This window comes from Streptococcus sp. Marseille-Q7087 (genome assembly GCF_965111935.1).
Map to the genome: position 1 here is coordinate 20,001 of NZ_CBCOPJ010000001.1, position 26,684 is coordinate 46,684.

Sequence of the window (26,684 nt, forward strand, 5' to 3'; positions counted from 1 at the left end):
TAGTCAATTTTTATTTATTACGAACGTTATTTTACAAACAATAAAAAATATATAGAAAATACTAGATATTGTTAAAATTTTAATTTAGAATTAATGGAAAACCCTAATCTTTTCTAGTGTTTATTCTTGATAAAATGGGGTTTTTTTCTTATAATAAATTGTAAGATATAATTGTGGGTGAGAGTCCCGCCATGTATATGAGAAAGGACGAGCCTTTAGGCTCAGACGAAAATTTATTATGACTTCAGTTGTTGTTGTAGGTACCCAATGGGGTGATGAAGGTAAAGGAAAAATTACTGATTTTCTTTCAGCTAATGCAGAGGTGATTGCTCGTTACCAAGGTGGTGACAATGCAGGTCACACGATTGTGATTGATGGAAAAAAATTTAAGTTACACTTGATTCCTTCTGGAATTTTCTTCCCAGAAAAAATCTCTGTAATTGGAAACGGAATGGTTGTAAATCCAAAGTCTCTTGTAAAAGAATTGTCTTATCTCCATGAAGAAGGGGTTACAACAGATAATTTACGTATTTCTGATCGTGCGCACGTTATTTTGCCTTATCATATCGAGTTAGATCGCTTGCAAGAAGAAGCTAAGGGTGATAATAAGATTGGTACTACAATTAAAGGAATTGGTCCAGCTTATATGGACAAGGCAGCTCGTGTGGGTATCCGTATCGCAGATCTTTTGGATAAAGAGATTTTCCGTGAACGTTTAGAACGCAATCTTGCTGAGAAAAATCGTCAATTTGTAAAATTGTATGATAGCGAACCTATTTCATTTGATGATATTTTTGAAGAATATTATGAGTATGGCCAACAAATCAAGCAATATGTAACAGATACTTCTGTTATCTTGAATGATGCACTTGATAATGGCAAACGTGTTCTCTTTGAAGGGGCTCAAGGCGTTATGCTTGATATTGACCAAGGAACTTATCCATTTGTTACTTCCTCAAATCCTGTTGCTGGTGGTGTGACAATTGGTTCTGGAGTAGGTCCAAGCAAGATTGACAAGGTTGTAGGTGTATGTAAAGCTTACACAAGTCGTGTTGGTGATGGTCCTTTCCCAACTGAGCTATTTGATGAAGTTGGAGATCGTATCCGTGAAGTGGGGCATGAGTATGGAACAACCACTGGTCGTCCGCGTCGTGTAGGTTGGTTTGACTCAGTTGTTATGCGCCATAGCCGTCGTGTGTCTGGCATCACAAATCTCTCTTTGAACTCTATCGATGTTTTGAGTGGTTTGGATACAGTAAAAATCTGTGTGGCCTATGATCTTGACGGTCAACGTATTGATTATTACCCTGCTAGTCTTGAACAATTGAAACGTTGTAAACCAATCTACGAGGAGCTACCAGGTTGGCATGAAGATATTACTGGAGTACGTACTTTGGAAGACCTTCCTGAAAATGCGCGAAACTATGTTCGTCGTGTTAGCGAATTGGTGGGTGTTCGTATTTCTACATTCTCTGTAGGTCCTGGCCGTGAACAGACAAATATTTTAGAAAGTGTCTGGTCATAGGAGATTTTTTAAGATTTGTTTAAGACAGGTCGGATATACTATAGACAGTTACAAGAAGACCTCCTAACTTGTTGTAACAAATTTCCTAAACTTTTCTTTTTCATAATAATCTCCCTATAAAGCCACCGCATTCGGTGGCTTTTTTTGTCTTCAAAAACGTGATATAATGATAGAATTGATAGCTAGGAAGAGAGAAGAGATGGATTACACGCTTGAAGAGAAAGAAGCTTTTATGAGAGAGGCCTTAAAGGAGGCAGAAATTGCCTTAGAGAATGATGAAATCCCGATTGGTTGTGTGATTGTCAAGGATGGGATAATCATCGGGAGAGGCCATAATGCGCGCGAGGAATTGCAACGTGCAGTCATGCATGCAGAAATTATGGCTATAGAGGATGCTAATCTGAGCGAAGAGAGTTGGCGATTGCTTGATTGTACGCTTTTTGTGACCATCGAGCCTTGTGTCATGTGTAGTGGGGCAATTGGGCTCGCACGGATTCCAAACGTGGTCTACGGGGCTAAAAACCAGAAATTTGGCGCTGCTGGAAGTTTGTATGATATTTTGACGGATGAGCGGCTCAATCACCGTGTGGTTGTTGAGACAGGCATTTTAGAGAGTGAGTGTGCAGGGATTATGCAGGACTTTTTCCGAAATCGACGGAAAAAATAATTTCTCTTTAAAAACAGAAAGGAATGTGGTATAATAACTAGTGGAGCAACAGTTCTGCGTGAAGCGGGTCAGGGGAGGAATCCAGCAGCCCTAAGCGATGTGAATTGTGTGCTCTTTTTTCGTGCTTTTTTCGAATAAATAAGATAAAATAGCCTAGAATATAAGATTTAAAAAGAGGAAAAATATGAAAATTCGTGGTTTTGAATTAATTTCTAGTTTTACAGATGAAACTTTGTTACCCAAGCGTGAGACAGCTCACGCAGCTGGTTACGATCTAAAAGTTGCAGAACGTACGGTTATCGCTCCAGGAGAGATTGTTCTTGTCCCAACTGGTGTCAAGGCCTATATGCAGCCGACTGAAGTGCTCTATCTTTATGATCGTTCCTCTAACCCTCGCAAAAAAGGCCTAGTTTTAATCAACTCTGTGGGGGTTATTGATGGAGACTACTATGGCAATCCAGGAAATGAAGGCCATATCTTTGCTCAGATGAAAAACATTACGGACCAAGAAGTGATTCTTGAAGTTGGGGAACGTGTGGTTCAGGCTGTCTTTGCACCTTTCTTGATCGCAGATGGGGATGAAGCAGATGGCGTTCGTACTGGTGGATTTGGATCGACAGGGCATTAAGATGAAGATTATCTTTGTCCGTCATGGGGAGCCAGATTATCGTGTGTTAGAGGAGTATGCTTATTCCGGATTTGGAATGGATCTAGCTCCCTTATCTGAGAAGGGAAGGAAACAGGCTCAGGACCTTTGCCAAAATCCCTTGTTCCAATCAGCTGATTTGCTAGTAGCTTCTTCAGTGACGCGAGCTTTAGAAACGGCTTCTTATCTTGCTAGTGCTATTGGACTTCCTTTGAGAGTGGAACCATTATTGCATGAATGGCAAGTCTATGAAAGTGGCGTAGAGAATTTTGAAAAAGCTCGTACTCTGTTTCTAGGAAATAATGGATCCTTATCGCCTAATAGTCCTATTCAATATGAGACAGCTGAGGAAATGAGGTCTCGGTTTCTAGAATCTATGGGCAAGTATCGAGACTATCAGACAGTCGTTGTTGTCACTCATCGAATGCTCATGCGTCAATTTGTGCCAGACGAGAAGATTGATTTTTGCCAAGTGATTGAGTGTGAGATAGAGATTTAGAAAGAGGTTTATTATAGCAAAGAAAAAAGCGACATTTGTGTGTCAAAATTGTGAATATAATTCACCCAAGTATCTAGGCCGCTGTCCAAACTGTGGAGCCTGGTCTTCTTTTGTAGAAGAAGTTGAGGTCGCAGAAGTCAAAAATGCGCGTGTGTCCTTGACAGGTGAGAAAACCAAGCCTATGAAATTGGCTGAGGTGACTTCTATCAATGTCAATCGAACTAAGACTGAGATGGAGGAATTTAACCGAGTGCTTGGTGGCGGTGTGGTGCCAGGAAGTCTTGTCCTCATTGGTGGAGATCCAGGGATTGGAAAATCAACCCTTCTCTTACAAGTATCAACCCAGTTATCTCAAGTAGGAACAGTTCTCTATGTTAGTGGGGAGGAGTCTGCTCAACAGATCAAACTCCGTGCAGAGCGCTTGGGTGATATCGACAGTGAGTTTTATCTCTATGCAGAAACCAATATGCAGAGTGTGCGGGCAGAAGTGGAGCGTATCCAACCAGATTTTCTTATCATCGACTCGATTCAGACCATTATGTCTCCTGAGATTTCAGGGGTGCAGGGATCAGTCTCTCAAGTACGCGAGGTAACGGCTGAACTCATGCAGTTGGCTAAGACCAATAACATCGCCATCTTTATCGTGGGGCATGTGACAAAAGAAGGAACCTTGGCTGGCCCACGTATGTTGGAACATATGGTGGACACCGTACTTTACTTTGAAGGGGAGCGCCACCATACCTTCCGTATCTTAAGAGCGGTCAAAAACCGTTTTGGCTCGACCAATGAGATTGGAATCTTTGAGATGCAATCAGGTGGATTGGTTGAAGTTCTTAATCCTAGTGAAGTGTTTTTGGAAGAACGCTTGGATGGGGCGACTGGTTCGTCAATTGTTGTGACTATGGAAGGGACACGTCCGATTTTGGCGGAGGTTCAGGCCCTGGTGACACCGACTATGTTTGGGAATGCCAAGCGAACTACAACTGGTCTTGATTTCAATCGTGTTAGCTTGATTATGGCTGTTTTGGAGAAACGGGCAGGTTTGCTCCTCCAAAATCAGGATGCCTACCTCAAATCTGCAGGTGGCGTCAAATTGGATGAGCCTGCCATTGACCTTGCGGTAGCAGTTGCTATTGCGTCAAGCTACAAGGACAAGCCTACCAATCCCCAAGAATGTTTTGTAGGAGAACTTGGTTTGACGGGAGAGATTCGACGCGTAAATCGTATCGAGCAACGGATCAATGAAGCTGCGAAACTTGGATTTACAAAAATTTATGTACCGAAAAATTCTTTGACAGGTATTAAACCGCCTAAAGAAATTCAGGTGATTGGAGTGACGACTATTGGAGAAGTCTTGAAAAAAGTGTTCTCCTAATAGTTGTACTCAGGTTTATATTACTAATTATTTTATTGCTAACTTTTATTAAAACAAGGAGGAATTTCTGATGAAATTTTCTATGGATAGTCAAATGCAATTTCCTTTGGTAGAGTTATCGCTCAATCAAGGAGAAACAGTCTTTATCCAGCGTGGGAGTATGGTTTACCACACATCTAATGTCAGCCTCAATACCCAGCTTAATGCTAGCGGTTCTGGTTTGGGGCGCTTTGTCAAAGCTGTGGGACGTTCGATGGTTTCTGGTGAAAGTACCTTCATTACTCAAGCTATTGCAGAATCTGACAACGGACATCTTGCTTTAGCACCAGATACTCCTGGTCAAGTGATTGCTCTTGAACTAGGCGAAAAGCAGTATCGCTTGAATGATGGAGCCTTTCTAGCTCTTGATGGTTCGGCAACTTATACAATGGAGCGTCAGTCTATTGGGAAAGCCCTGTTCGGAGGGCAAGGTGGTCTCTTTGTGATGACAACCAAAGGTCAGGGAACTCTTTTGGCCAATGCTTTTGGATCTATTAAGAAAATTGAACTCCAAAACCAAGAAGTGACGATTGACAATGCCCATGTGGTGGCTTGGAGTCAGTCTTTAGACTATAATATTCACTTAGAAAATGGTTTTTGGCAATCTATCGGTACAGGGGAAGGAGTTGTTAATACTTTCCGAGGTACTGGTGAGGTTTATGTACAAAGTCTCAATCTTCAGAGTTTTGCAGGGGCACTCAACAAGTATATTCCAAAAAGTAGTTCATAAAAATAAAACTAGGACAGAAACCCAAGCTAGAAGCCGGACGTCTCTGTCCTAGTTTTCTATATATAGTCTGAAAGCTGACAAACGAGGCAAAAGATGGTAAGATAGGAGATAAATAATTTGGTGTTCAAATTATCTGGCAGACTAGAAAGTGAGTTGTCATGTCCTATTTTGAAAATTTTTTAAAAGCCAATCAAGCCTATGTAGAACTACATGGAGATTTGCACTTATCCATTAAACCCAAGACCAAGGTTGCAATCGTCACTTGTATGGATTCGCGTCTCCACGTTGCGCCGGCTCTGGGGTTAGCTCTGGGGGATGCCCATATTTTACGAAATGCGGGTGGCCGTGTGACAGATGATATGATTCGCTCACTGGTGATTTCCCAACAACAGATGGGAACAAGAGAGATTGTGGTACTTCACCATACAGACTGTGGTGCCCAAACATTCAATAACGAGGACTTCCAAGAGCATTTAAAACGTGAATTGGGGGTTGATGTATCTGGCAAAGACTTTCTTCCTTTCCAAGATGTCGAGGAGAGTGTTCGCGAGGATATGAAATTACTTCGAGAATGTCCATTGATTCCGGATGATGTCATTATTTCAGGAGCTGTTTATGATGTGGACACAGGAAGAATGAGCGAAGTATATTAATTTTTCATGTGAAAGTGCTTCTCGTAGGCAGAAATAGGATGCTAAAATAGATAAATTTTTGCTTTACTATCACTAATATAAAATAGCATAAGACAAGGGGATAAAAGTCTACTCTTGTCTTATTTTTTATTGAAAAATCAAGAAAAAAGCGCTACAATGGTAGATGGAAAATATTGTGCAAAAACACAAGTGATACATAAATACTGGAGGAAATCATGTCTTTTTCTGATTTAAAGCTGTTTGCCCTTTCTTCAAATAGAGAATTGGCAGAGCGTGTAGCGCAAGAGATTGGAATAGAATTGGGAAAATCGACTGTTCGTCAATTTTCAGATGGAGAAATTCAAGTTAACATCGAAGAATCTATCCGTGGGAAACATGTCTTTATCTTACAATCAACTAGCTCACCTGTAAACGACAATCTACTAGAAATTTTGATTATGGTTGATGCTTTGAAGCGTGCTAGTGCAGAATCTGTCAACGTTGTGATGCCTTACTATGGTTATGCGCGTCAGGATAGAAAGGCTCGAGCGCGTGAACCAATCACTGCAAAACTCGTTGCAAATATGCTTGAAGTGGCTGGAGTGGATCGTTTGTTGACGATTGATTTGCACGCTGCACAGATTCAAGGATTCTTTGATATTCCTGTTGATCACTTGATGGGTGCTCCTTTGATTGCGGATTACTTTGAGCGCCGTGGTATGGTTGGTTCTGACTATGTTGTTGTCAGTCCAGACCATGGTGGGGTAACTCGTGCTCGTAAATTAGCAGAGTTCTTGAAAACTCCAATTGCCATTATCGATAAACGCCGTAGCGTAGACAAAATGAACACTAGCGAAGTGATGAACATCATTGGTAAGGTAGAAGGCAAGACTTGTATCTTGATTGACGATATGATCGATACAGCTGGTACTATTTGTCACGCAGCAGATGCCCTTGCTGAGGCAGGAGCTGTTGAAGTTTACGCAAGCTGTACGCACCCAGTTCTTTCAGGGCCAGCTATGGACAATATCCAGAAATCAGCCATTAAAAAATTGGTTGTTTTGGATACTATCTACCTACCAGAGGAACGTTTGATTGATAAGATTGAGCAAATCTCTATCGCTCATCTTTTAGGCGATGCAATCATCCGTATCCACGAAAAACGTCCTCTTTCTCCATTGTTTAGTATCGAGAAGACTATTTAAATTTACAGTTGAGGAAATAAAATATACTCTTAGAAATACAGAACCCTAACACTCGCAAAACTCTACATTGTTCGGAGTTTAAATATTTTTGTATCAATTGTTACAAGAATATTATTTGATTTTTTTAATTAGAATGAATTTTACTTATTTTTTACCAGAAAAAAATAAATTTATTTTAAAAAAAGCTTGACAACTTAGATTTATATGATATAATTTGATGTAATAAGGGTTGTCCTTATAAATTAAATTTTAAAATTAAAGAGGAGATAAAACAATGAAGAAAGTTTTATTATCATCAGTAGCAGCTCTTGCAGTATTTTCTGCAGCAGCTCCAGCATTTGCAGATATCAACGGTGGAGCTAACACTCCAGGTGCATACGACCAACCAGTAACTGGTGGTGGTGTAAACGACGCTTACAACGCTCAAACTGAGTTTAAAAATGGTCGTAAAGCTAACGAATATGTTGGTGGTCACCAAGATAACGTTGATGCTATTGCATCACAAGACCCAGCAGTAGTTGAAGCTAAAAAAGCATTCGACGCTGTTGAAGGTGGATCACACCTTTACGGTGAAAAGAAAGCTGCTTACGAAAGCGCATTGAACGATGCTCGTAATGCTGCTCGTAACGCTAAAATCCAAGAATCTCAAAAAACATACAACACTGCTGACAAAGCACAACGCAGCTACTACATCTTGAACGAAACTCCAGAACAAGCAAATGCTCGTTACTTGAAAGAACATGGTCTATCTGCTCAAGCAGAACAACCAGCTGCTCAAGCAGCAGCTGACCAAGCAGCAATGCAACCAGAAGGTGGTAAACCAGGTGCTGTAGATCAAGCTAAAAAAGCTGATGCAGCAGCTAAAAAAGCAGGAGCTTCTGCAAAAGCAGGTCAAAAAGCTCTTCCAAAAACTCACGCTGTTAAATAATTTATTTATTTGGTGAAGTATACTATCACTGAAACTTTGTTTCAGTGATTTTTTTAGTAAATAACGAGGTAGAAAAATGAGTGGACACTCTAGAACAAAGAAAACACCAATTACTAAAATAATTGCTTCTATCGCAGCAGTAGCTATCGTTGCTTTGGGAGGCTTGTTTATATATAATAACAGCTTCTCAGCATCAAGTGAGAATAAGACGACTGAAACTACCGTTACCCAGGAAGCGTCAAAGCAAGCTTATACTGCTAGCGAGGAAGAAAAGGAATATCTCTCTAATAAATTTAAAGGTTTACTTGCAACAAACTCTGAAACTGTGGGGTATGTATATATTCCGGGTACACAGTTAGATGAACCAGTCGTTCAAACAACGGATAATGCGACTTATTTAGATAAGCGCTTTGATGGCGTTAACGAGCCTTTAATGGGGACAGTCTTTATGGACGCTGATAACAAAAAGGACTTTAGCGATCGATTAACTTGGTTATTTGGACACGCTCGTGGTAGTAAAGTGGCTGACCACCGTATGTTTAAAGATGTGAACTATTTCAGTCGCCAAGATTATTTTGATGAACATCCTTATGTAGTTATTGAAACTCCAGAGAGAAAGTACTATTATGAAGCTGTTGCCATGATTATTGTTCCAGAAGAAACAGCATTTTACCGTACTTCTTTTGATGATGATGCAGATTTTGAGAAACAGCTAACTACTATTTATGATACTGCAGAGGTTAAGAAACCAAATGTTAAAGTATCAGCTAAGGATAAATATCTTGTGCTTTCTACTTGTCGTGAAGAAGATGATACAATTCGTGCCAATCTCTACCTTCGACAAATTCCTGATTCAGAGATGAGTGACTTTGTTAAACAACACGGAGAAAGCCTTCAGTATAAACCAACAAGAGAATAATCTTTAAATAAAATCTTTATGGAATCCTCTTAAAATTAAATGAATAGTTTAATTTTGGGAGGATTTTTTATTTTCATAGCAAATTTCTGCAAGCCTTTTCAAAATATGCTATACTGAGAAAAAGGAGGAATTCTATGACTCAAGAATTTATTAATCCAAGTGATGGAGTAATCCGTCAGTATCTAGAAACTAGTAAAACTCTGGCAGTAGTCGGTTTGTCTGACCGTGAGGAAACAACTAGCAATCGAGTGACTAAAGAAATGCAGGCTCGTGGCTATAAAATCATTCCAGTTAACCCTAAAGCTGCAGGTGGCGAGATTTTGGGAGAAAAGGCTTATGCTAGTCTAGCTGAAATTCCTTTCCCTGTAGATATCGTTAATGTATATCGTCGCAGTGAATTTTTACCTGATGTAGCGCGTGATTTCCTCAAGGCGGATGCTAAGATTTTTTGGGCGCAATTAGGACTTGAAAGCTTAGAAGCAGAGGAGATTTTACGTGCTGGAGGATGCGATGACATCGTGATGAACCGTTGCATTAAGAGAGAACATACACGTTTAATTCTTGAACAATAAAAAGGTAGCCTTTAGGCTACCTTTTTTCTTAGAAAATACCAATGAAGGCTTGCATACCAAGACTAGTCAGGATGATGGCAATCCAGCAAAGGGCTCCAAGAAGAATGGATTTTCCACTGGATTTGATCATAGCAATGAGGTTGGTTTTGAGGCCAATAGCACTCATGGCCATGATGATGAGGAATTTGGAGAGTTGTTTGAGAGGTGAAAAGAAGCTATTGCTGACACCAAAAGAAGTAAGGACGGTGGTTAGCAGAGAAGCTAGGATAAAGTAGAGGATGAAAACGGGGAAGATTTTTTTAAGTTTTACCCCTTGGCTATTTCCTTGTTGACGACTTTGCCAGTAGGAGAGGAAGAGAGTAATAGGAATAATAGCTAGGGTACGGGTCAGTTTGACAATGGTTGCTGACTCAAGAGTGTTGGTGTGATAAAGACTATCCCAGGCGCTAGCTGTAGCTGTTACAGAAGAAGTATCGTTGACTGCTGTCCCTGCAAAGAGAGAAAACCCTTCGTTTGATAGGTGAAGCCAGCCTCCTAGGGTCGGGAAGATAAGCGCAGCTATGACATTGAAGAAAAAGATAACAGATATGGCTTGAGCGACTTCTTTTTCCTTAGCATGGATGACAGGAGCGGTTGCCGCAATGGCAGAGCCTCCACAGATAGAAGAACCTACTCCAATTAAGGTAGCCAGCTTTGTATCGAGGCCAAAAAATCGTTGGAAGAGATAAGCTACAATCAAGGCTATAGAAATGGTAGAAAGAATGACAGGGAGGGAAGATTTCCCAACTGCGAAAACCTGAGAGATATTGAGTCCAAATCCAAGCAAGATGACAGCGTACTGGAGTAATTTTTTAGAGCTGTAAGTCAAACCAGCATCTAGCTGTTTATAGGAATTGAGAAAGGGGTGGAGAATCATTCCGATAAAGATGGCAAAAACTGGCGCTCCTACAACAGGCAAGAAGCCTCCTAAAACCCAAGAGATGATAGAAATGATAAGACAGACTAGAAGTCCGGCCCAATTTTTTGATAGAAATGACATAAAAACCTCCGAAAATAAGCACTTCTTATTATAAGCTTGTCTATCAGAAAAGTAAAATAGAAAGTTGGAAGCACGCTGTAACTAAATGGATTTTTGCGGTCAAGGAGCTTTTGTAGTATAATAGATATATGTTCTTTAATCAAGGAGGGTATCTATGGACTTAACCAAGCGCTTTAATAAACAATTAGATAAGATTCAAGTTTCCTTGATTCGTCAGTTTGACCAGGCTATTTCAGAGATTCCTGGAGTGTTACGTCTGACATTGGGAGAACCGGATTTTACAACACCAAATCATGTCAAGGAGGCTGCAAAACGAGCCATTGATCAAGACCAATCCTACTATACAGGGATGAGCGGTTTACTGACCTTGCGTCAGGCGGCTAGTAATTTTGTAAGAGAAAAATACCAGCTAGACTATAATCCTGAAAATGAAATCCTAGTCACTATTGGTGCGACAGAGGCTTTATCAGCTACTTTGACAGCTATCTTAGAAGAGGGAGACAAGGTTCTCTTACCAGCTCCTGCCTATCCTGGCTATGAGCCGATTGTCAATCTAGTGGGGGCAGAGATTGTCGAGATTGATACAACTGAAAATGGTTTTGTTCTGACTCCTGAAATGCTGGAAAAGGCAATTTTGGAGCAGGGTGACAAGCTTAAGGCTGTCATTCTCAACTATCCAGCTAATCCAACTGGTATCACTTATAGTCGCGAGCAATTAGAAGCCTTGGCAGACGTTCTACGTAAGTATGAGATTTTCGTAGTCTGTGATGAGGTTTACTCAGAATTGACCTATACAGGGGAAAATCATGTCTCTTTGGGAACCATGCTGAGAGATCAAGCCATTATCATTAACGGTCTTTCTAAATCCCATGCCATGACAGGGTGGCGTTTAGGTTTTATCTTTGCACCAGCAAACTTCACAGCTCAACTCATAAAGAGTCACCAGTACTTGGTAACTGCTGCGAATACTATGGCGCAACATGCTGCAGTAGAAGCCTTAACAGCTGGTAAAGATGATGCAGAACCGATGAAGAAAGAGTATATCCAACGTCGAGACTACATTATCGAGAAGATGACTGACCTTGGCTTTGAGATTATCAAACCAGATGGTGCTTTTTACATTTTTGCTAAGATTCCTGCAGGTTACAATCAAGATTCTTTTGCTTTTCTAAAAGATTTTGCTCATAAGAAGGCTGTTGCCTTTATCCCAGGTGCTGCCTTTGGTCAGTACGGAGAAGGGTATGTTCGCCTATCTTATGCAGCCAGCATGGAAACGATTAAAGAAGCTATAAAACGACTTGAGGAGTATATGAAGGAAGCATGATTCAGTCTATTACGAGTCAAGGCCTGGTGCTCTACAATCGTAACTTTCGTGAGGATGATAAGCTGGTCAAAATCTTTACAGAGCAAGCTGGGAAACGGATGTTTTTTGTGAAACATGCTAGCAAATCTAAACTTGCTCCAGTCATTCAACCCTTGGTGCTGGCTCGTTTTCTCTTAAAGGTCAACGAAGATGGACTCAGCTATATTGAGGATTACCATGAGGTAAAGACTTTTCCTAAAATCAATAGCGACCTCTTTGTTATGGCATATGCAACCTATGTTGCAGCTTTGGCAGATGCGAGTTTGCAGGATAATCAGCAGGATGCACCCTTGTTTGCTTTTTTGCAAAAGACTTTAGAGTTGATGGAAGAGGGCTTAGACTATCAGGTTTTGACCAATATTTTTGAAATTCAAATATTGACACGTTTTGGGATTAGTCTGAATTTTAATGAGTGTACTTTCTGCCATCGTGTTGGGCAGGCCTTTGATTTTTCTTTCAAGTACGGTGCCTGCCTTTGCCCAGATCATTACCATGAAGATGAAAAACGATGCCATTTGAATCCGAATATTCCTTATCTGCTCAATCAATTTCAAGCCATTGATTTTGAAACTTTGGAGACTATCTCACTCAAGTCCGAAATCAAGCAGGACTTGCGTAAGTTTATAGATCAAATCTACGAGGAATATGTCGGTATTCACCTAAAATCAAAGAAATTTATTGATTCCCTAGCCGACTGGGGACAATTACTAAAAGAGGAAGACAAATGAAAAAAATCGCAGTAGACGCAATGGGTGGCGATTATGCACCACAAGCTATTGTAGAGGGTGTCAATCAAGCCCTTGCTGACTTTTCAGATATTGAGATTCAACTTTACGGAGACGAAAGTAAAATCAAGCAATATCTAACAGCTACAGACCGTGTCAGCATTATCCATACAGATGAGAAAATTGACTCTGACGACGAGCCTACAAAAGCTATCCGCAAAAAGAAAAATGCTAGTATGGTCTTGGCGGCTAAGGCTGTCAAGGACGGAGAAGCAGACGCTGTTCTCTCGGCAGGAAATACAGGTGCTTTGTTAGCGGCAGGGTTTTTCATCGTTGGTCGTATCAAAAATATCGACCGACCTGGGCTTATGTCAACATTGCCAACGATTGATGGTAAGGGTTTTGATATGCTGGATCTCGGAGCTAATGCCGAAAATACAGCTCATCACCTCCATCAATATGCAATTCTAGGTTCCTTCTATGCCAAGAATGTTCGTGGCATTGCAAATCCCCGTATTGGCCTTCTCAACAACGGTACAGAAAGCAGTAAGGGAGATCCACTACGCAAGGAAGCCTATGACTTATTAGTAGCTGACGAGAGTTTGAATTTTGTCGGGAATGTGGAAGCACGTGACTTGATGGATGGTGTTGCAGATGTAGTCGTAACCGATGGTTTCACGGGAAACGCTGTTCTCAAAGCTATTGAAGGTACTGCTATGGGGATCATGGGATTACTTAAGAATGCCATTGTAGGTGGTGGACTTAGAGCCAAGCTCGGTGCATTCCTCCTCAAGGATAATCTCAGAGGTTTGAAAAAACAGCTCAACTATTCAGATGTTGGTGGTGCCGTCTTGTTTGGCGTTAAGGCGCCTGTTGTTAAGACTCATGGTTCAAGTGACGCTAAGGCTGTATACAGTACGCTTCGTCAGATTCGTACCATGCTTGAGACAGATGTAGTTGCACAAACTGCGCGTGAATTTTCAGGAGAATAATATGACAGATAAAGAAATTTTTAACCGTGTTGTTATGATTATCCAAGAACGTCAAGGGGAAGACTTTGTTGTAACCGAAAACTTGAGTTTGAAGGATGATTTGGATGCTGACTCTGTGGATTTGATGGAATTCATTTTAACAATCGAAGACGAATTTGGAATCGAAATTAGTGATGAAGAAATCGACAACCTCAATAGCGTCGCAGATGTATTAGCAATTATTAAAAATAGAACATAAGAAAAAGTAACATGCTTGACATGTTACTTTTTCTATTTAGTGTATTTAGGAGATTACACTTCAAATTCATAGAGTGCTGTAGATAGGTAACGTTCTCCGTTATCTGGTGCAAGTGCAAGGACTTTTTTACCTGCTCCAAGTTTTTTAGCGACTTCAATTGCTGCATAGATAGCTGCAGCAGAAGAAATACCTACTAAGAACCCTTCTTTTCCACCGATTTCACGACCAAGTGCAAGAGCATTGTCTGATGTTACGCGGACGATACCATCGTAAGCTTGTGTGTCAAGTGTCTCTGGAATGAATCCAGCAGAGATACCTTGAATCTTATGAGGTCCAGGTTTTTCACCTGATAAGATAGCTGATTCGTCTGCCTCAACTGCAAAAACTTGAATGTTTGAATTCGCAGCTTTAAGAGCATGAGAAACACCTGAAATAGTTCCTCCAGTACCAACACCGGCAACAAAGGCATCTAAACCGTCAGCTCCGAAATCAGCTAGAATTTCAGCTCCTGTTGTTCTTTCGTGAACTTCTGGGTTAGCTTGGTTGATAAATTGCAAAGGTAGGAAACCATCACGTTCAGCAGCGATTTCTTCAGCTTTAGCAATAGCGCCTTTCATACCTTCACTTCCTGGAGTTAGAACGAGTTCAGCACCATATGCTTGGATGATTTTACGACGTTCCACACTCATTGTCTCAGGCATAACGATGACAACTTTGTAGCCTCTAGCAGCACCAACCCATGAAAGACCGATACCAGTGTTTCCGCTTGTTGCCTCTACAATAGTAGAACCAGGTTTAAGTTTGCCTTCTTGTTCAGCTTTTTCAATCATGCTTAGAGCAATGCGGTCTTTAACGGATGACCCTGGGTTAAAGGCTTCTAGTTTTACGTAAACATCTGCTGCACCCTCAGGCACGATGTTGTTCAATTTAACAATCGGTGTTCTACCGACAAGTTCAGTGATATTGTTATAAATAGCCATATTAGCACCTCTATATATAAGATGCTACTAGTATAACGCTAACTTTACCTTTTGTAAAATATAGAAATCCTATCGAAGCGATAGGATTTTTTTATATCAGATATAAATGAGGAAATTTAGATGATAAGGTAGTATTTCTTTATTTTACCCTAAGTTAACAGGAACCTCAACCTCTCGTAACCCCTGATCAATTAAGGTGACTTTTCCATTGAAAAATTCTATGAGAGAAGCTTTGATAGTTTCTTTATCTTCCTTATCAACAAAGATGATTGTTTTGACTTGATCAGTGAAATTTGTTTCAAGTTCCATGAGATTATGTTCTTTAAGAAAATTGCCATATTCTTGATATTGAGCATAACTCATTTGAATCTGAATCCCTGCTTGTTCTTTAATTTCTACAATTCCAATCTCTTTAACAGCTAAAGCGACACTACCAGCATAAGTGCGAATGAGCCCCCCAGCACCTAGCTTAATACCACCGAAATAACGGGTAACAACCACACAGACATTAGTTAAATTGTGATTTTCTAACACTCCTAGCATTGGTACTCCAGCAGTTCCGCTTGGTTCTCCATCGTCACTAGTTCGTTTAATTTCACTCCGCTCACCGATAATAAAAGCAGAGCAGTTGTGGGTCGCTTTATAGTGTTCTTTCTTAATAGCAGTGATGAAAGCTCGAGCTTCTTCTTCGCTATTGACGCGCTTTGCATGGCAAATAAAGCGTGATTTTTTGATTTCTTCTTGGACTTGTCCGTCCTCTTTAATTGTTCTACATTCCATATTTTTATTGTACTAAAAAATAGGATAAAGTTCTAGATTTTACGAATAAAGAAGTATGAAAATAGATCCAAATTATCTAGGACGTCTTTTTACTGAAGAGGAATTAAGTGTAGCAAAGCGTGAGTTAGCAGTGAAACTTCCAAGTATGCGAAAAGAGAAGGGGAAACTAGTTTGTCAACGATGTGATAGTGTGATTCAAGAAGAATGGTTATTACCCATTGATGCATACTACTGTCGAGAATGTCTGTTGATGAAGCGAGTTAGGAGTGATCAAAGTTTATATTATTTCCCTCAGGAAGAATTTCCAAAACAAGAGGTTCTTAAATGGCAGGGACAATTGACTCCATTTCAAGAGAAAGTATCAAAAGGATTACTTAAAGCTGTAGAAAGTCAGCAGCCAACTTTAGTTCATGCCGTGACTGGCGCTGGGAAAACAGAGATGATTTATCAAGTTGTTGCGAAAGTTATTAATGATGGTGGGGCGGTTTGTCTAGCCAGTCCCCGGATAGATGTTTGTTTGGAGTTACATAAGCGACTACAAAATGATTTTGCCTGTGACATCGCGCTTTTACATGGTGAGTCTCAACCCTATTTTCGGACACCTCTAGTCGTTGCAACGACTCACCAATTATTAAAGTTTTATCATGCTTTTGATTTGTTAATAGTAGATGAAGTAGATGCTTTCCCTTATGTTGATAACAAGATGCTTTACAAAGCTGTAAAGAATTGTGTAAAGGAAGATGGACTCAGCATATTTCTTACAGCAACTTCTACAGACGAGTTGGATAAAAAGGTTCGCTTAGGAGAGTTAAAAAGGTTGAGTCTACCAAGGCGGTTTCATGGCAACCCCTTAATAATTCCAAAACCAGTCTGGCTATCTGAATTGGACAATTACTTAGACAAACATCGTCTCCCCCCAAAATTAAAAAGCTATATAGAAAAACAACGAAAATCGAGCTATCCATTACTCATTTTCGCTTCAGAGATTAAAAAAGGAGAGAAGTTAAAGGAAATCTTGCAGCTACAGTTTCCAAATGAGAAAATTGGTTTCGTATCTTCGGTTACTGAAGACCGATTAGAACAAGTTCAAGAATTTAGGGATAGAGAATTAACCATATTGATAAGCACAACCATATTAGAACGCGGAGTTACCTTTCCGTGTGTAGATGTCTGTGTTGTTGAAGCCAATCATCGCCTCTTTACAAAATCAAGTCTCATACAAATTGGAGGGAGAGTTGGTCGTAGTATGGATAGACCAACTGGAGATTTGATTTTCTTTCATGATGGATTGAATCGTTCAATTAAGAATGCTATTAAAGAAATTAAACTGATGAACAAGGAGGCAGGCTTATGACTTGTTTACTATGTGGGGAACAGTCAAAAAACAATCTAACCTTTGGAGAACTTCTTTTCTTGAAAAAGGAGGAGAATCCACTTTGTTTAGCGTGCTCCTCTACTTTTGAAAAGATTGGGGAAGAACATTGCCCAAATTGCTACAAAATAGGAGTGTCAACTTTGTGTCAAGAATGTCAATTATGGTGTAAAGAAGGAATTGACGTAGACCATGAAGCAATTTTTACTTATAATGAAGCAATGAAGGATTACTTTAGTCGATATAAGTTTGATGGAGACTATCTTCTGAGAAAGATTTTCGCATCGATTTTAAGGGAGAGATTAAAAAAGTACAAAGAGTTTCAATTTCTTATAATACCTTTAAGTTCAGAAAGGTTTTCCAAAAGAGGATTTAATCAGGTTGAGGGTTTAATTGAAGCTACAGGACTCTCTTATCATGATTTTTTAGAAAAAAATGAAGAGAAAGCAAGTTCTTCAAAAAATCGTTCAGAACGTTTGGCCACGAAACTTCCATTTTTTATTAAAGCTGGTGTCACGATTCCAAAGAAGATTTTATTAATTGATGATATTTATACTACTGGAGCAACCGTTAATCGTGTGAAGAGATTGCTTGAGAACGCAGGAGCAAAGGAGGTTCGAACATTTTCCCTCGTAAGATGAGGAAAAAGATTGCAATAATTTTATGAAAGCGTTATAATAAATGTAGAAAAACAAATATGTTTAGAAAGAAGGTACTTATATGATTAAATATAGTATCCGTGGTGAAAACCTAGAAGTAACAGAAGCAATTCGTGATTATGTAGTTTCTAAACTCGAAAAGATCGAAAAATACTTCCAAGCAGATCAAGAATTAGATGCACGTGTAAACTTGAAAGTGTACCGTGAAAAGACTGCTAAGGTAGAAGTTACGATTCCACTTGGATCCATTACTCTCCGTGCAGAAGATGTTTCTCAAGATATGTATGGATCAATTGATTTAGTGACAGATAAGATTGAACGTCAAATTCGTAAAAATAAAACAAAAATCGAACGCAAGAACAGAAATAAAGTATCAACTAGCCAATTATTCACAGACGCTTTGGTTGAAGAGTCAGATGTTACTCAGCCAAGAGTAGTTCGTTCAAAACAAATTGATTTAAAACCAATGGACCTCGAAGAAGCCCTTCTTCAAATGGACTTATTGGGTCATGATTTCTTCATTTACATTGATGTTGAAGATGAAACAACAAATGTAATTTACCGTCGTGAAGATGGAGACATTGGCCTTCTTGAAGTAAAAGAATCATAATACTTAATATGATTAGACTAAAAAGGTGGTTTACACTAGTGTAAACCACCTTTTGTTTTAAGGAATGCTACATTTGAGTACAAGCGCTATTCCTTCTTTAAAGGTCGCTTTTTCAGTGCAAATATGGTATAATATTGCGCAAGAGGTTTGTAATGAAAAAAAATGAAATGAATCCCTTTTTTATATATTTATTTGTTGGGATTTCCTTTATAATTATGACTGTATTGGTTGTTTTTCTTCAAAATAACCTAGTCACAATAACATGCTTATTTTTCTTGATGGTAGTGTTTCTTTTGCTATTTTATTTTCAGAAGAGATCTTATCAGAAAACAGAAATTGAACAAATCCAGTACGTAAACCATCAAGCGGAAGATAGTTTAAGTTCACTCTTAGAACAGATGCCGGTGGGAGTTGTCAAACTAAACATGGAAAGTAGTGAGATTGAGTGGTTCAATCCCTATGCAGAGTTAATGCTGACAACAGAAGATGGAGAAATTGACTATTCTCAAGTTCAAGAAATTATAAAAACATCCATATCTTCACCTGGAATTTATGCCAATGTGGGAGAAAAACGTTATGCAGTACACCTAGATAGAAACTCAGGTGTACTCTACTTTTTTGATGTTTCTGGAGAGTATGAAGCCACAGTAGAATTGGTTACGAGTCGCCCTGTTATCGGTGTCATTTCGGTAGATAACTATGATGATTTAGAGAATGAAACATCTGAATCAGATATCAGCCATATTAATAGTTTTGTTGCGAATTATGTCGCAGAGTTTACTGGAAAACATAAGATGTTCTCTCGCAGAGTGACCATGGATCGTTTTTACTTGTTTACCGACTATACGGTATTGGAGCAATTGATGCAGGATAAATTTTCTGTAATTGATACCTTCCGTGAAGAAGCTAAAAAGAGAGAGTTGCCGTTAACTATGAGTATAGGTATATCATACGGTGATGGAGACCATGAGAGCATTGGTAAAGTTGCTTTATCAAATCTTAACCTTGCAGAAGTTCGTGGTGGAGACCAAGTTGTCGTAAAAGAGAATGACGAAGTTAAGAATCCAATTTATTTTGGTGGAGGCTCTGCAGCTTCTATTAAGCGAACAAGAACACGTACTAGAGCGATGATGACGGCAATCTCTGAGAAATTGAAGAGTGTTGATCATGTTTTCGTTGTTGGTCATAAAAACTTAGACATGGATGCTTTGGGCTCTGCGGTTGGAATGCAATTGTTCTCTAGTAATGTCCTGGATGAAAGTTATGTAGTCTATGATGCTGAACAAATGTCTCCGGATATTCATCGAGCCATTCAATTTCTAGAGAATGAGGGGGTAACAAAACTCCTTACTCTAAATCAGGCTATGGAGATGATTACTAATCGTTCTTTGCTTGTAATGGTGGACCACTCTAAGACGGCCTTGACCTTGTCAAAAGAGTTTTATGATTTATTCACGCAAACGATTGTTATTGACCATCATAGACGGGATCAGGATTTCCCAGACAATGCAGTGATTACCTATATCGAGAGTGGAGCAAGTAGTGCAAGCGAACTTGTAACGGAATTAATCCAATTCCAAAACTCTAAGAAATCACGATTGAGTCGTATTCAAGCAAGTGTTCTGATGGGCGGTATGATGCTAGATACCAAGAATTTCACCTCTCGTGTGACTAGCCGAACATTTGACGTAGCGAGCTATCTAAGAACACGCGGTAGTGATAGTGTTGTGATCCAGGAACTTGCGGCGACTGACTTTGAAGAGTATCGATTGGTGAATGAACTCATCTTACAAGGACAGGCTGTACAACCTTCTATTCTTGTTGCTCAGGCCAAGGATACTAAGGAATATGATACTGTAGTGATTAGTAAAGCAGCCGATACGATGCTGGCCATGTCAGGTATTGAAGCTAGCTTTGTTATTGCAAAAAACCGCCAAGGGGATATTTCCATTTCTGCACGAAGTCGTAGTAAGATTAATGTGCAACGGATTATGGAAGAATTGGGTGGCGGAGGCCACTTCAACCTGGCAGCTGCTCGACTTACAGATATGAGTCTGCAAGAAGCAGGTGATAAATTGAAAACCATTATTTCTAATGAACTTAGTGAAAAGGAGACAGAGGAATGAAAGTAATCTTTTTAGCAGATGTAAAAGGTAAAGGGAAAAAAGGCGAAATCAAGGAAGTTCCAACAGGTTATGCACAAAACTTTTTGATTAAGAAAAATCTTGCTAAAGAAGCGACTTCTCAAGCAATTGGCGAGTTGCGTGGTAAGCAAAAATCTGAAGAAAAAGCACATGCCCAACTTCTTGCAGAAGCACAAGAAATTAAGGCGAAACTTGAAGCAGAAGAAACAATTGTTGAGTTTGTTGAAAAAGTTGGTCCGGACGGACGAACTTTCGGTTCAATTACAAGCAAGAAAATTGCGGAAGAACTTCAAAAACAATTTGGAATTAAAATTGATAAACGTCATATTCAAGTCCAATCTCCAATTCGTGCAGTTGGCTTGATTGATGTTCCAGTAAAAATTTATCAGGATGTAACTAGCGTCATCAATCTTCGTGTAAAAGAAGGCTAATCTAGATCTAAGTAATTATTTTGTAAAAGGAAGGGAAATCTGATGGCAGAAGTAGAGGAACTACGAGTTCAGCCCCAGGATATCTTGGCAGAACAATCTGTATTGGGAGCTATATTTATCGATGAGAGTAAACTCGTGTTTGTTCGAGAATATATTGACTCTCGAGACTTCTTTAAGTATGCTCACCGTTTGATTTTTCAGGCCATGGTTGACTTATCAGATCGTGGCGAAGCCATTGATGCAACAACTGTTCGTACGATTTTAGATAATCAAGGTGATTTGCAAAATATTGGTGGGCTATCCTACCTTGTTGAAATTATCAACTCTGTACCGACTTCTGCTAATGCTGAGTACTATGCAAAGATTGTAGCAGAGAAAGCCATGCTTCGTCGCTTGATTGCCAAATTGACAGAATCAGTCAATCAAGCTTATGAAGCCTCTAGTCCAGTAGATGAAATCATTGCGCGTGCAGAAAAAGGCTTGATTGATGTCAGCGAGAATGCCAATCGTAGTGGGTTTAGAAATATTCGAGACATTCTAAACCTTAATTTTGGAAACCTAGAAACTCGTTCACAACAAACTTCTGATATTACAGGGATTGCAACTGGTTATCAAGATTTGGATCATATGACTACAGGTTTACACGAGGAAGAGTTGATTATTATAGCAGCTCGTCCTGCTGTTGGTAAGACTGCCTTTGCATTGAATATTGCTCAAAACATTGGAACTAAGCTAGACAAGACTGTTGCAATTTTCTCTCTCGAGATGGGTGCAGAGAGTCTGGTCGACCGTATGTTGGCTGCCGAAGGACTAGTAGAGTCTCACTCTATTCGTACTGGACAACTTACTGAGGAAGAATGGCGTAAGTACACCATTGCTCAAGGGAATCTTGCTAAAGCAAGCATCTATATCGATGACACACCCGGAATCCGGATTACTGAAATTCGGTCACGCGCCAGAAAATTGTCTCAGGAAACAGGCAATCTTGGATTAATCTTGATTGACTACCTGCAGCTAATCACAGGAACAGGCAGAGAAAACCGTCAACAAGAGGTGTCAGAGATTTCACGTCAGTTGAAGATTTTGGCCAAGGAATTGAAGGTTCCCGTTATCGCGCTGAGTCAGTTGTCGCGTAGTGTTGAACAACGTCAAGATAAAAGACCGGTATTATCAGATATTCGTGAGTCTGGATCTATCGAGCAGGATGCGGATATTGTAGCCTTTCTTTATCGTGACGACTATTATGAGCGTGGTGGCGAAGAAGAGGAAGGTCTTCCTAATAACAAAGTAGAAGTTATTATCGAGAAAAACCGTAGCGGTGCACGTGGAACGGTAGAATTGATTTTCCAAAAAGAGTATAACAAGTTTTCAAGCATTTCGAAGAGAGAGGAACAAAGATGACAGATGCATTTACAGATGTAGCCAAGATGAAAAAAATCAAAGAGGAAATCAAGGCACATGAAGGACAAGTCGTGGAAATGACCTTAGAAAATGGTCGTAAACGCCAAAAGAATCGCTTAGGAAGACTCATTGAAGTTTATCCATCGCTCTTTATCGTTGAATTTGGAAATGTTGAAGGGGACAAACAGGCCAATGTCTATGTTGAATCCTTCACCTATTCAGATATTTTAACGGAAAAGAATTTGATTCACTATTTGGATTAAGGTTGAAAGTGAGAGTATTCTCACTTTTTTCTTTTTCTTTCGAATGATATAAATGAGGTTAACCTCAAAAATTTATCTATTCGAAGGAGAATGAATGACATATAGTAAAAAGGGAACTTTTCTAAAGAGAACGACGGTGGGTACAGCATCATTATTGCTAGCAGGTGCTTTTTTGTTTGGTGGAGGAACTGTTCATGCCAATCAGGTAAACAATGGCTCAAAGGCACGTGGAGATGATTATCCCTATTATTATAAAAATGGAAATCAAAATATTGATAAATGGCGCCTATACTCAAGACAGTGCACATCTTTTGCAGCTTTTCGATTAAGTAGTGTTAATGGATTTGAACTACCAGCTGCTTATGGGCATGCGAAGGAATGGGGCTATCGAGCTCAAAAAGAAGGATATCGTGTGGATCAGAGACCAGCGATTGGGGCTATTGCTTGGAGCACGAGGGGAACGCATGGTCACGTAGCTTGGGTTTCTAATGTGATTGGAGACATGATTGAAATCGAGGAGTACAATTACGATTACACAGAAACGTATCATCGTAGGACAGTAAAAGCAAGTTCTATGACTGGATTCATTCATTTTAAAGATGTGGGGACTGCTAGTGTAGGAAATAATCAATCTGTACTAGCTTCTAGTGGAACTCATTACTTTACAGAAAAAGTAGCTATTATGAATCAGCCATCATTGACATCTACTATTATCGATTACTATGAACCTGGAATGAGTGTTCATTATGATCAAACTCTTGAAAAGGATGGCTATAGATGGATTAGTTATATGTCACGAAGTGGGAATAGACGTTATATCCCCTTAATTAAAACGGCAACCTCTAAGAATGGATGGGAAAAACAGGGGACAATCTGGTACTACTATGAAAATGACAAAGTGGCTCTTGGTTGGAAAAAAATAGACGGAAGTTGGTACTATTTCCAAACAAGTGGTGCCATGAGAACAGGATGGCTAAAAGACGGATCTAAGTGGTACTACTTGAAATCATCTGGAGAAATGCAGACGGGATGGTTAAAGGATAAGGGCATTTGGTATTACCTAGAAAGCTCAGGTGCTATGAAGGCTAGTCAGTGGTTTCAGGTTTCAGGGAAATATTATTACGTAAACTCATCTGGAGAATTGGCAGTAGATACGACAATCGATGGGTTCCAAGTTGACAGTAATGGTGCGCGAGTAGAAAAATCAACTCAATAAGCCTTCTCCTATAATCTAACTCTTAGCAATGGTATTTTTCTTTGCTTTCCTTTATAATGGGTGTATGGACAAGAAAAAATTATTATTAATTGACGGTTCTTCAGTTGCTTTCCGAGCATTCTTTGCGCTTTACCAGCAACTGGATCGTTTTAAAAATGACAATGGACTACATACCAATGCAATCTATGGTTTTCACCTGATGCTAAATCACCTATTGGAACGAGTCCAACCTAGTCATATCCTGGTTGCTTTTGATGCAGGAAAGACAACTTTCCGTACAGAGATGTATGCAGATTACAAGGGTGGCCGTGCTAAGACTCCGGATGAGTTTCGTGAGCAATTTCCCTTTATTCGTGAGTTGCTAGACCATCTTGGGATTCGTCATTATGAGTTGGCCCAGTATGAAGCAGATGATATCATTGGTACCTTGGGACGCTTGGCTGAAAAGAAATCTTTTGATGTAACTATCGTCAGTGGAGACAAGGACTTGATCCAGTTGACAGATGAACATACCGTGGTTGAAATTTCCAAGAAAGGTGTAGCTGAGTTTGAGGCCTTTACACCAGAATATCTCATGGAAAAGATGGGCATCACACCAGCTCAGTTCATTGATCTTAAAGCTCTCATGGGAGATAAATCAGACAATATCCCTGGCGTAACCAAGATTGGTGAAAAGACCGGTATTAAGCTCTTGTTAGAACATGGCTCGCTTGAAGGCATTTATGAAAATATCGATAGCATGAAGGCTTCCAAGATGAAGGAAAATCTTGTCAATGATAAGGAACAAGCCTTCCTATCTAAAACACTGGCTACCATCGACACGAAAGCGCCGATTGAGATTGGACTGGATGATTTGGTTTATAGCGGTTCAGATGTGGAAAACCTTGGGAAATTCTACGATGAGATGGGCTTTAAGCAGCTCAAACAAGCCTTGAATGCTTCTCAGACTAACCAAGCTGAGATTTTGAATTTCACTATGGTGGATAAAGTGAGTCAAGATATGCTGAGCGCCGACTCCATTTTTCACTTTGAACTCTTTGGGGAAAACTACCATACAGATGATTTGGTTGGTTTGGCCTGGTCATGCGGAGACAAGCTCTATGCTACAGATAAGCTGGAACTTCTGCAGGATCCGATTCTTAAGGATTTTCTAGAAAAAACACCTCTGAAAGTGTATGACTTTAAGAAAGCAAAAGTCCTTTTAAATCGCTTTGGTTTGAATTTGCAGGGTCCTGCTTTTGACAGTCGCTTAGCAAAATATCTCCTATCAACAGTCGAGAATAATGAAATTTCAACCATTGCTAGTCTCTACGGTCAAACATACTTGGTCGATGATGAAACCTTCTACGGTAAAGGTGTCAAAAAAGCTATCCCAGAGCGAGAGAAACTCTTGGAACACTTGGCTCGCAAGGTTGCTGTATTGGTTGAGACAGAGCCTGTTTTACTTGACAAGTTAAATGAGAATGGGCAACTAGACCTTCTCTATGAAATGGAGCAACCTCTGGCCCTTGTTCTAGCTAAGATGGAAATCGCTGGGATCAAGGTCAAAAAAGAAACCTTGTTTGAGATGCAAGCTGAAAATGAGCTCGTCATCGAAAAGCTGACGCAAGAGATTTATGAACTAGCTGGTGAGGAATTTAATATCAACTCACCAAAACAGCTGGGGGAATTGCTTTTCGAAAAGTTAGGGCTCCCACTCGAATACACCAAGAAAACCAAGACAGGTTACTCGACAGCAGTAGATGTCTTGGAGCGTCTAGCTCCTATTGCACCAATCGTCAAGAAAATTCTTGACTATCGTCAAATTGCTAAGATTCAATCCACTTATGTGATTGGTTTACAGGACTGGATTTTAGCGGATGGTAAGATTCATACCCGCTATGTGCAGGATTTGACTCAGACAGGTCGTCTGTCTAGTGTCGATCCAAACTTGCAAAATATTCCTGTTCGTTTGGAACAGGGTCGCCTCATTCGTAAGGCTTTTGTACCAGAGTGGGAAGATAGCGTACTTCTCAGCTCTGACTACTCACAGATTGAACTACGAGTTTTGGCCCATATCTCTAAGGATGAGCACTTAATCAAGGCCTTTCAAGAGGGAGCGGACATCCATACCTCGACAGCTATGCGGGTCTTTGGAATTGAACGTCCTGAGGATGTAACTCCAAACGACCGTCGCAATGCCAAGGCTGTAAACTTCGGAGTGGTCTACGGAATTTCAGACTTTGGTTTATCGAATAATCTAGGCATCAGCCGTAAAGAAGCTAAAGCCTACATCGATACCTATTTTGAACGCTTCCCAGGTATCAAAAACTACATGGATGAAGTGGTTCGTGAGGCGCGTGATAAGGGTTATGTAGAGACTCTCTTCAAACGTCGTCGTGAGTTACCAGATATTAATTCGCGCAACTTTAATATTCGTGGTTTCGCAGAGCGGACAGCTATCAACTCACCTATCCAAGGATCGGCTGCAGATATTCTCAAAATCGCTATGATTCAGCTGGATAAAGCATTGGTAGAAGGTGGTTATCAGACTAAGATGCTTCTACAAGTACACGATGAAATCGTTCTTGAAGTTCCTAAGTCAGAATTAGCTGCCATCAAAAAACTCGTCAAACAAACCATGGAAGATGCCATTCAACTCAGTGTGTCCCTCATTGCTGATGAAAATGAAGGCGTAACTTGGTATGAGGCCAAGTAAAAAATAGACTATTAAACAAAAAGAAATCCCCTTGAA

At 39.9% G+C, this 26,684-nt stretch carries 27 protein-coding genes and 1 other RNA gene; 25 read left to right on the forward strand and 3 right to left on the reverse strand.

Annotated features, from left to right (window positions below):
- Positions 1-238: 238 nt before the first annotated feature.
- The 12 genes from ACWPVF_RS00105 (at position 239) to ACWPVF_RS00160 (ending at position 9,737) form a co-directional block, all read left to right on the forward strand.
- On the forward strand, positions 239-1,525 hold the full coding sequence (locus ACWPVF_RS00105) for an adenylosuccinate synthase (RefSeq protein ID WP_045613084.1): 1,287 nt from the start codon (positions 239-241) through the stop codon (positions 1,523-1,525).
- A gap of 199 nt (positions 1,526-1,724) precedes the next feature.
- The gene (gene tadA / locus ACWPVF_RS00110) at positions 1,725-2,192 is read left to right on the forward strand and encodes a tRNA adenosine(34) deaminase TadA (protein ID WP_454383964.1); all 468 of its coding nucleotides are present in this window, start codon (positions 1,725-1,727) and stop codon (positions 2,190-2,192) included.
- Between the two features lie 32 nt (positions 2,193-2,224).
- An RNA gene (gene ffs / locus ACWPVF_RS00115) (signal recognition particle sRNA small type) lies at positions 2,225-2,322 on the forward strand.
- A 54-nt stretch (positions 2,323-2,376) separates the two neighbouring features.
- Positions 2,377-2,820, forward strand: a complete 444-nt coding sequence (locus ACWPVF_RS00120) for a dUTP diphosphatase (RefSeq protein WP_454383966.1) — start codon at positions 2,377-2,379, stop codon at positions 2,818-2,820.
- Positions 2,780-3,337: a histidine phosphatase family protein gene (locus ACWPVF_RS00125; RefSeq protein ID WP_454383968.1), complete on the forward strand. Its 558-nt coding sequence runs from the start codon at positions 2,780-2,782 to the stop codon at positions 3,335-3,337. Before ACWPVF_RS00120 ends, ACWPVF_RS00125 begins: the two co-directional genes overlap by 41 nt.
- Before the next feature lie 13 nt (positions 3,338-3,350).
- Positions 3,351-4,712, forward strand: coding sequence for a DNA repair protein RadA (gene radA / locus ACWPVF_RS00130; protein ID WP_454385765.1), 1,362 nt, complete (start codon positions 3,351-3,353; stop codon positions 4,710-4,712).
- A gap of 70 nt (positions 4,713-4,782) precedes the next feature.
- Positions 4,783-5,481, forward strand: coding sequence for a TIGR00266 family protein (locus ACWPVF_RS00135; protein ID WP_454383970.1), 699 nt, complete (start codon positions 4,783-4,785; stop codon positions 5,479-5,481).
- A 158-nt stretch (positions 5,482-5,639) separates the two neighbouring features.
- The gene (locus tag ACWPVF_RS00140; RefSeq protein WP_045613092.1) at positions 5,640-6,134 is read left to right on the forward strand and encodes a beta-class carbonic anhydrase; all 495 of its coding nucleotides are present in this window, start codon (positions 5,640-5,642) and stop codon (positions 6,132-6,134) included.
- Positions 6,135-6,349: 215 nt separating this feature from the next.
- A complete protein-coding gene (locus ACWPVF_RS00145) occupies positions 6,350-7,318 on the forward strand; it encodes a ribose-phosphate diphosphokinase (RefSeq protein ID WP_000010176.1) in 969 nt (322 codons plus the stop codon).
- Positions 7,319-7,592: 274 nt separating this feature from the next.
- Positions 7,593-8,246, forward strand: a complete 654-nt coding sequence (gene abpA, locus ACWPVF_RS00150; protein WP_454383973.1) for an amylase-binding adhesin AbpA — start codon at positions 7,593-7,595, stop codon at positions 8,244-8,246.
- Positions 8,247-8,322: 76 nt separating this feature from the next.
- The gene (gene srtB / locus ACWPVF_RS00155) at positions 8,323-9,165 is read left to right on the forward strand and encodes a class B sortase, LPKTxAVK-specific (protein WP_454383975.1); all 843 of its coding nucleotides are present in this window, start codon (positions 8,323-8,325) and stop codon (positions 9,163-9,165) included.
- 134 nt (positions 9,166-9,299) lie between these two features.
- On the forward strand, positions 9,300-9,737 hold the full coding sequence (locus ACWPVF_RS00160; protein WP_070457923.1) for a CoA-binding protein: 438 nt from the start codon (positions 9,300-9,302) through the stop codon (positions 9,735-9,737).
- A gap of 28 nt (positions 9,738-9,765) precedes the next feature.
- On the opposite strand, the gene ACWPVF_RS00165 is transcribed toward ACWPVF_RS00160, so the two are convergent.
- Entirely contained in the window at positions 9,766-10,776 is a 1,011-nt protein-coding gene (locus ACWPVF_RS00165) for a YeiH family protein (RefSeq protein WP_454383978.1), read from the reverse strand.
- A 154-nt stretch (positions 10,777-10,930) separates the two neighbouring features.
- Here ACWPVF_RS00165 and ACWPVF_RS00170 point away from each other — a divergent pair, with 154 nt between their 5' ends.
- The 4 genes from ACWPVF_RS00170 to ACWPVF_RS00185 are packed head-to-tail and all read left to right on the forward strand — an operon-like array spanning position 10,931 to position 14,094.
- Positions 10,931-12,100 (forward strand): pyridoxal phosphate-dependent aminotransferase, encoded by a 1,170-nt coding sequence (locus ACWPVF_RS00170; RefSeq protein ID WP_454383980.1) that lies wholly within the window; start codon positions 10,931-10,933, stop codon positions 12,098-12,100.
- Positions 12,097-12,867: a DNA repair protein RecO gene (gene recO, locus ACWPVF_RS00175; protein WP_454383982.1), complete on the forward strand. Its 771-nt coding sequence runs from the start codon at positions 12,097-12,099 to the stop codon at positions 12,865-12,867. Before ACWPVF_RS00170 ends, recO begins: the two co-directional genes overlap by 4 nt.
- Positions 12,864-13,856: a phosphate acyltransferase PlsX gene (plsX, locus tag ACWPVF_RS00180; protein ID WP_454383984.1), complete on the forward strand. Its 993-nt coding sequence runs from the start codon at positions 12,864-12,866 to the stop codon at positions 13,854-13,856. Before recO ends, plsX begins: the two co-directional genes overlap by 4 nt.
- Before the next feature lies 1 nt (position 13,857).
- Entirely contained in the window at positions 13,858-14,094 is a 237-nt protein-coding gene (locus ACWPVF_RS00185) for an acyl carrier protein (protein ID WP_045613102.1), read from the forward strand.
- A 53-nt stretch (positions 14,095-14,147) separates the two neighbouring features.
- Here ACWPVF_RS00185 and cysK read toward each other — a convergent pair whose 3' ends face one another.
- On the reverse strand, positions 14,148-15,074 hold the full coding sequence (cysK, locus tag ACWPVF_RS00190) for a cysteine synthase A (RefSeq protein WP_454383986.1): 927 nt from the start codon (positions 15,072-15,074) through the stop codon (positions 14,148-14,150).
- 144 nt (positions 15,075-15,218) lie between these two features.
- On the reverse strand, positions 15,219-15,854 hold the full coding sequence (locus ACWPVF_RS00195; protein WP_454383988.1) for a YigZ family protein: 636 nt from the start codon (positions 15,852-15,854) through the stop codon (positions 15,219-15,221).
- 55 nt (positions 15,855-15,909) lie between these two features.
- Between ACWPVF_RS00195 and ACWPVF_RS00200 the strand changes: the two genes are divergently transcribed.
- The 9 genes from ACWPVF_RS00200 (at position 15,910) to polA (ending at position 26,648) form a co-directional block, all read left to right on the forward strand.
- Positions 15,910-17,208, forward strand: coding sequence for a DEAD/DEAH box helicase (locus tag ACWPVF_RS00200; protein ID WP_454383990.1), 1,299 nt, complete (start codon positions 15,910-15,912; stop codon positions 17,206-17,208).
- Complete coding sequence (locus ACWPVF_RS00205; protein WP_454383992.1) at positions 17,205-17,867, forward strand: ComF family protein; 663 nt, start codon at positions 17,205-17,207, stop codon at positions 17,865-17,867. The genes ACWPVF_RS00200 and ACWPVF_RS00205 overlap by 4 nt, the downstream gene beginning before the upstream one ends.
- 79 nt (positions 17,868-17,946) lie before the next feature.
- The gene (hpf, locus tag ACWPVF_RS00210) at positions 17,947-18,495 is read left to right on the forward strand and encodes a ribosome hibernation-promoting factor, HPF/YfiA family (protein ID WP_045613108.1); all 549 of its coding nucleotides are present in this window, start codon (positions 17,947-17,949) and stop codon (positions 18,493-18,495) included.
- A 278-nt stretch (positions 18,496-18,773) separates the two neighbouring features.
- The gene (locus tag ACWPVF_RS00215; RefSeq protein ID WP_454383994.1) at positions 18,774-20,621 is read left to right on the forward strand and encodes a DHH family phosphoesterase; all 1,848 of its coding nucleotides are present in this window, start codon (positions 18,774-18,776) and stop codon (positions 20,619-20,621) included.
- Positions 20,618-21,070, forward strand: a complete 453-nt coding sequence (rplI, locus tag ACWPVF_RS00220; protein WP_004250991.1) for a 50S ribosomal protein L9 — start codon at positions 20,618-20,620, stop codon at positions 21,068-21,070. The genes ACWPVF_RS00215 and rplI overlap by 4 nt, the downstream gene beginning before the upstream one ends.
- Before the next feature lie 42 nt (positions 21,071-21,112).
- On the forward strand, positions 21,113-22,471 hold the full coding sequence (gene dnaB / locus ACWPVF_RS00225; RefSeq protein ID WP_454383996.1) for a replicative DNA helicase: 1,359 nt from the start codon (positions 21,113-21,115) through the stop codon (positions 22,469-22,471).
- Complete coding sequence (locus tag ACWPVF_RS00230; RefSeq protein ID WP_006154753.1) at positions 22,468-22,734, forward strand: Veg family protein; 267 nt, start codon at positions 22,468-22,470, stop codon at positions 22,732-22,734. The genes dnaB and ACWPVF_RS00230 overlap by 4 nt, the downstream gene beginning before the upstream one ends.
- Positions 22,735-22,828: 94 nt before the next feature.
- The gene (locus tag ACWPVF_RS00235) at positions 22,829-23,950 is read left to right on the forward strand and encodes an SH3 domain-containing protein (protein ID WP_454383998.1); all 1,122 of its coding nucleotides are present in this window, start codon (positions 22,829-22,831) and stop codon (positions 23,948-23,950) included.
- Positions 23,951-24,014: 64 nt separating this feature from the next.
- Entirely contained in the window at positions 24,015-26,648 is a 2,634-nt protein-coding gene (gene polA, locus ACWPVF_RS00240; protein ID WP_454384000.1) for a DNA polymerase I, read from the forward strand.
- The last annotated feature ends 36 nt before the right edge of the window (positions 26,649-26,684 follow it).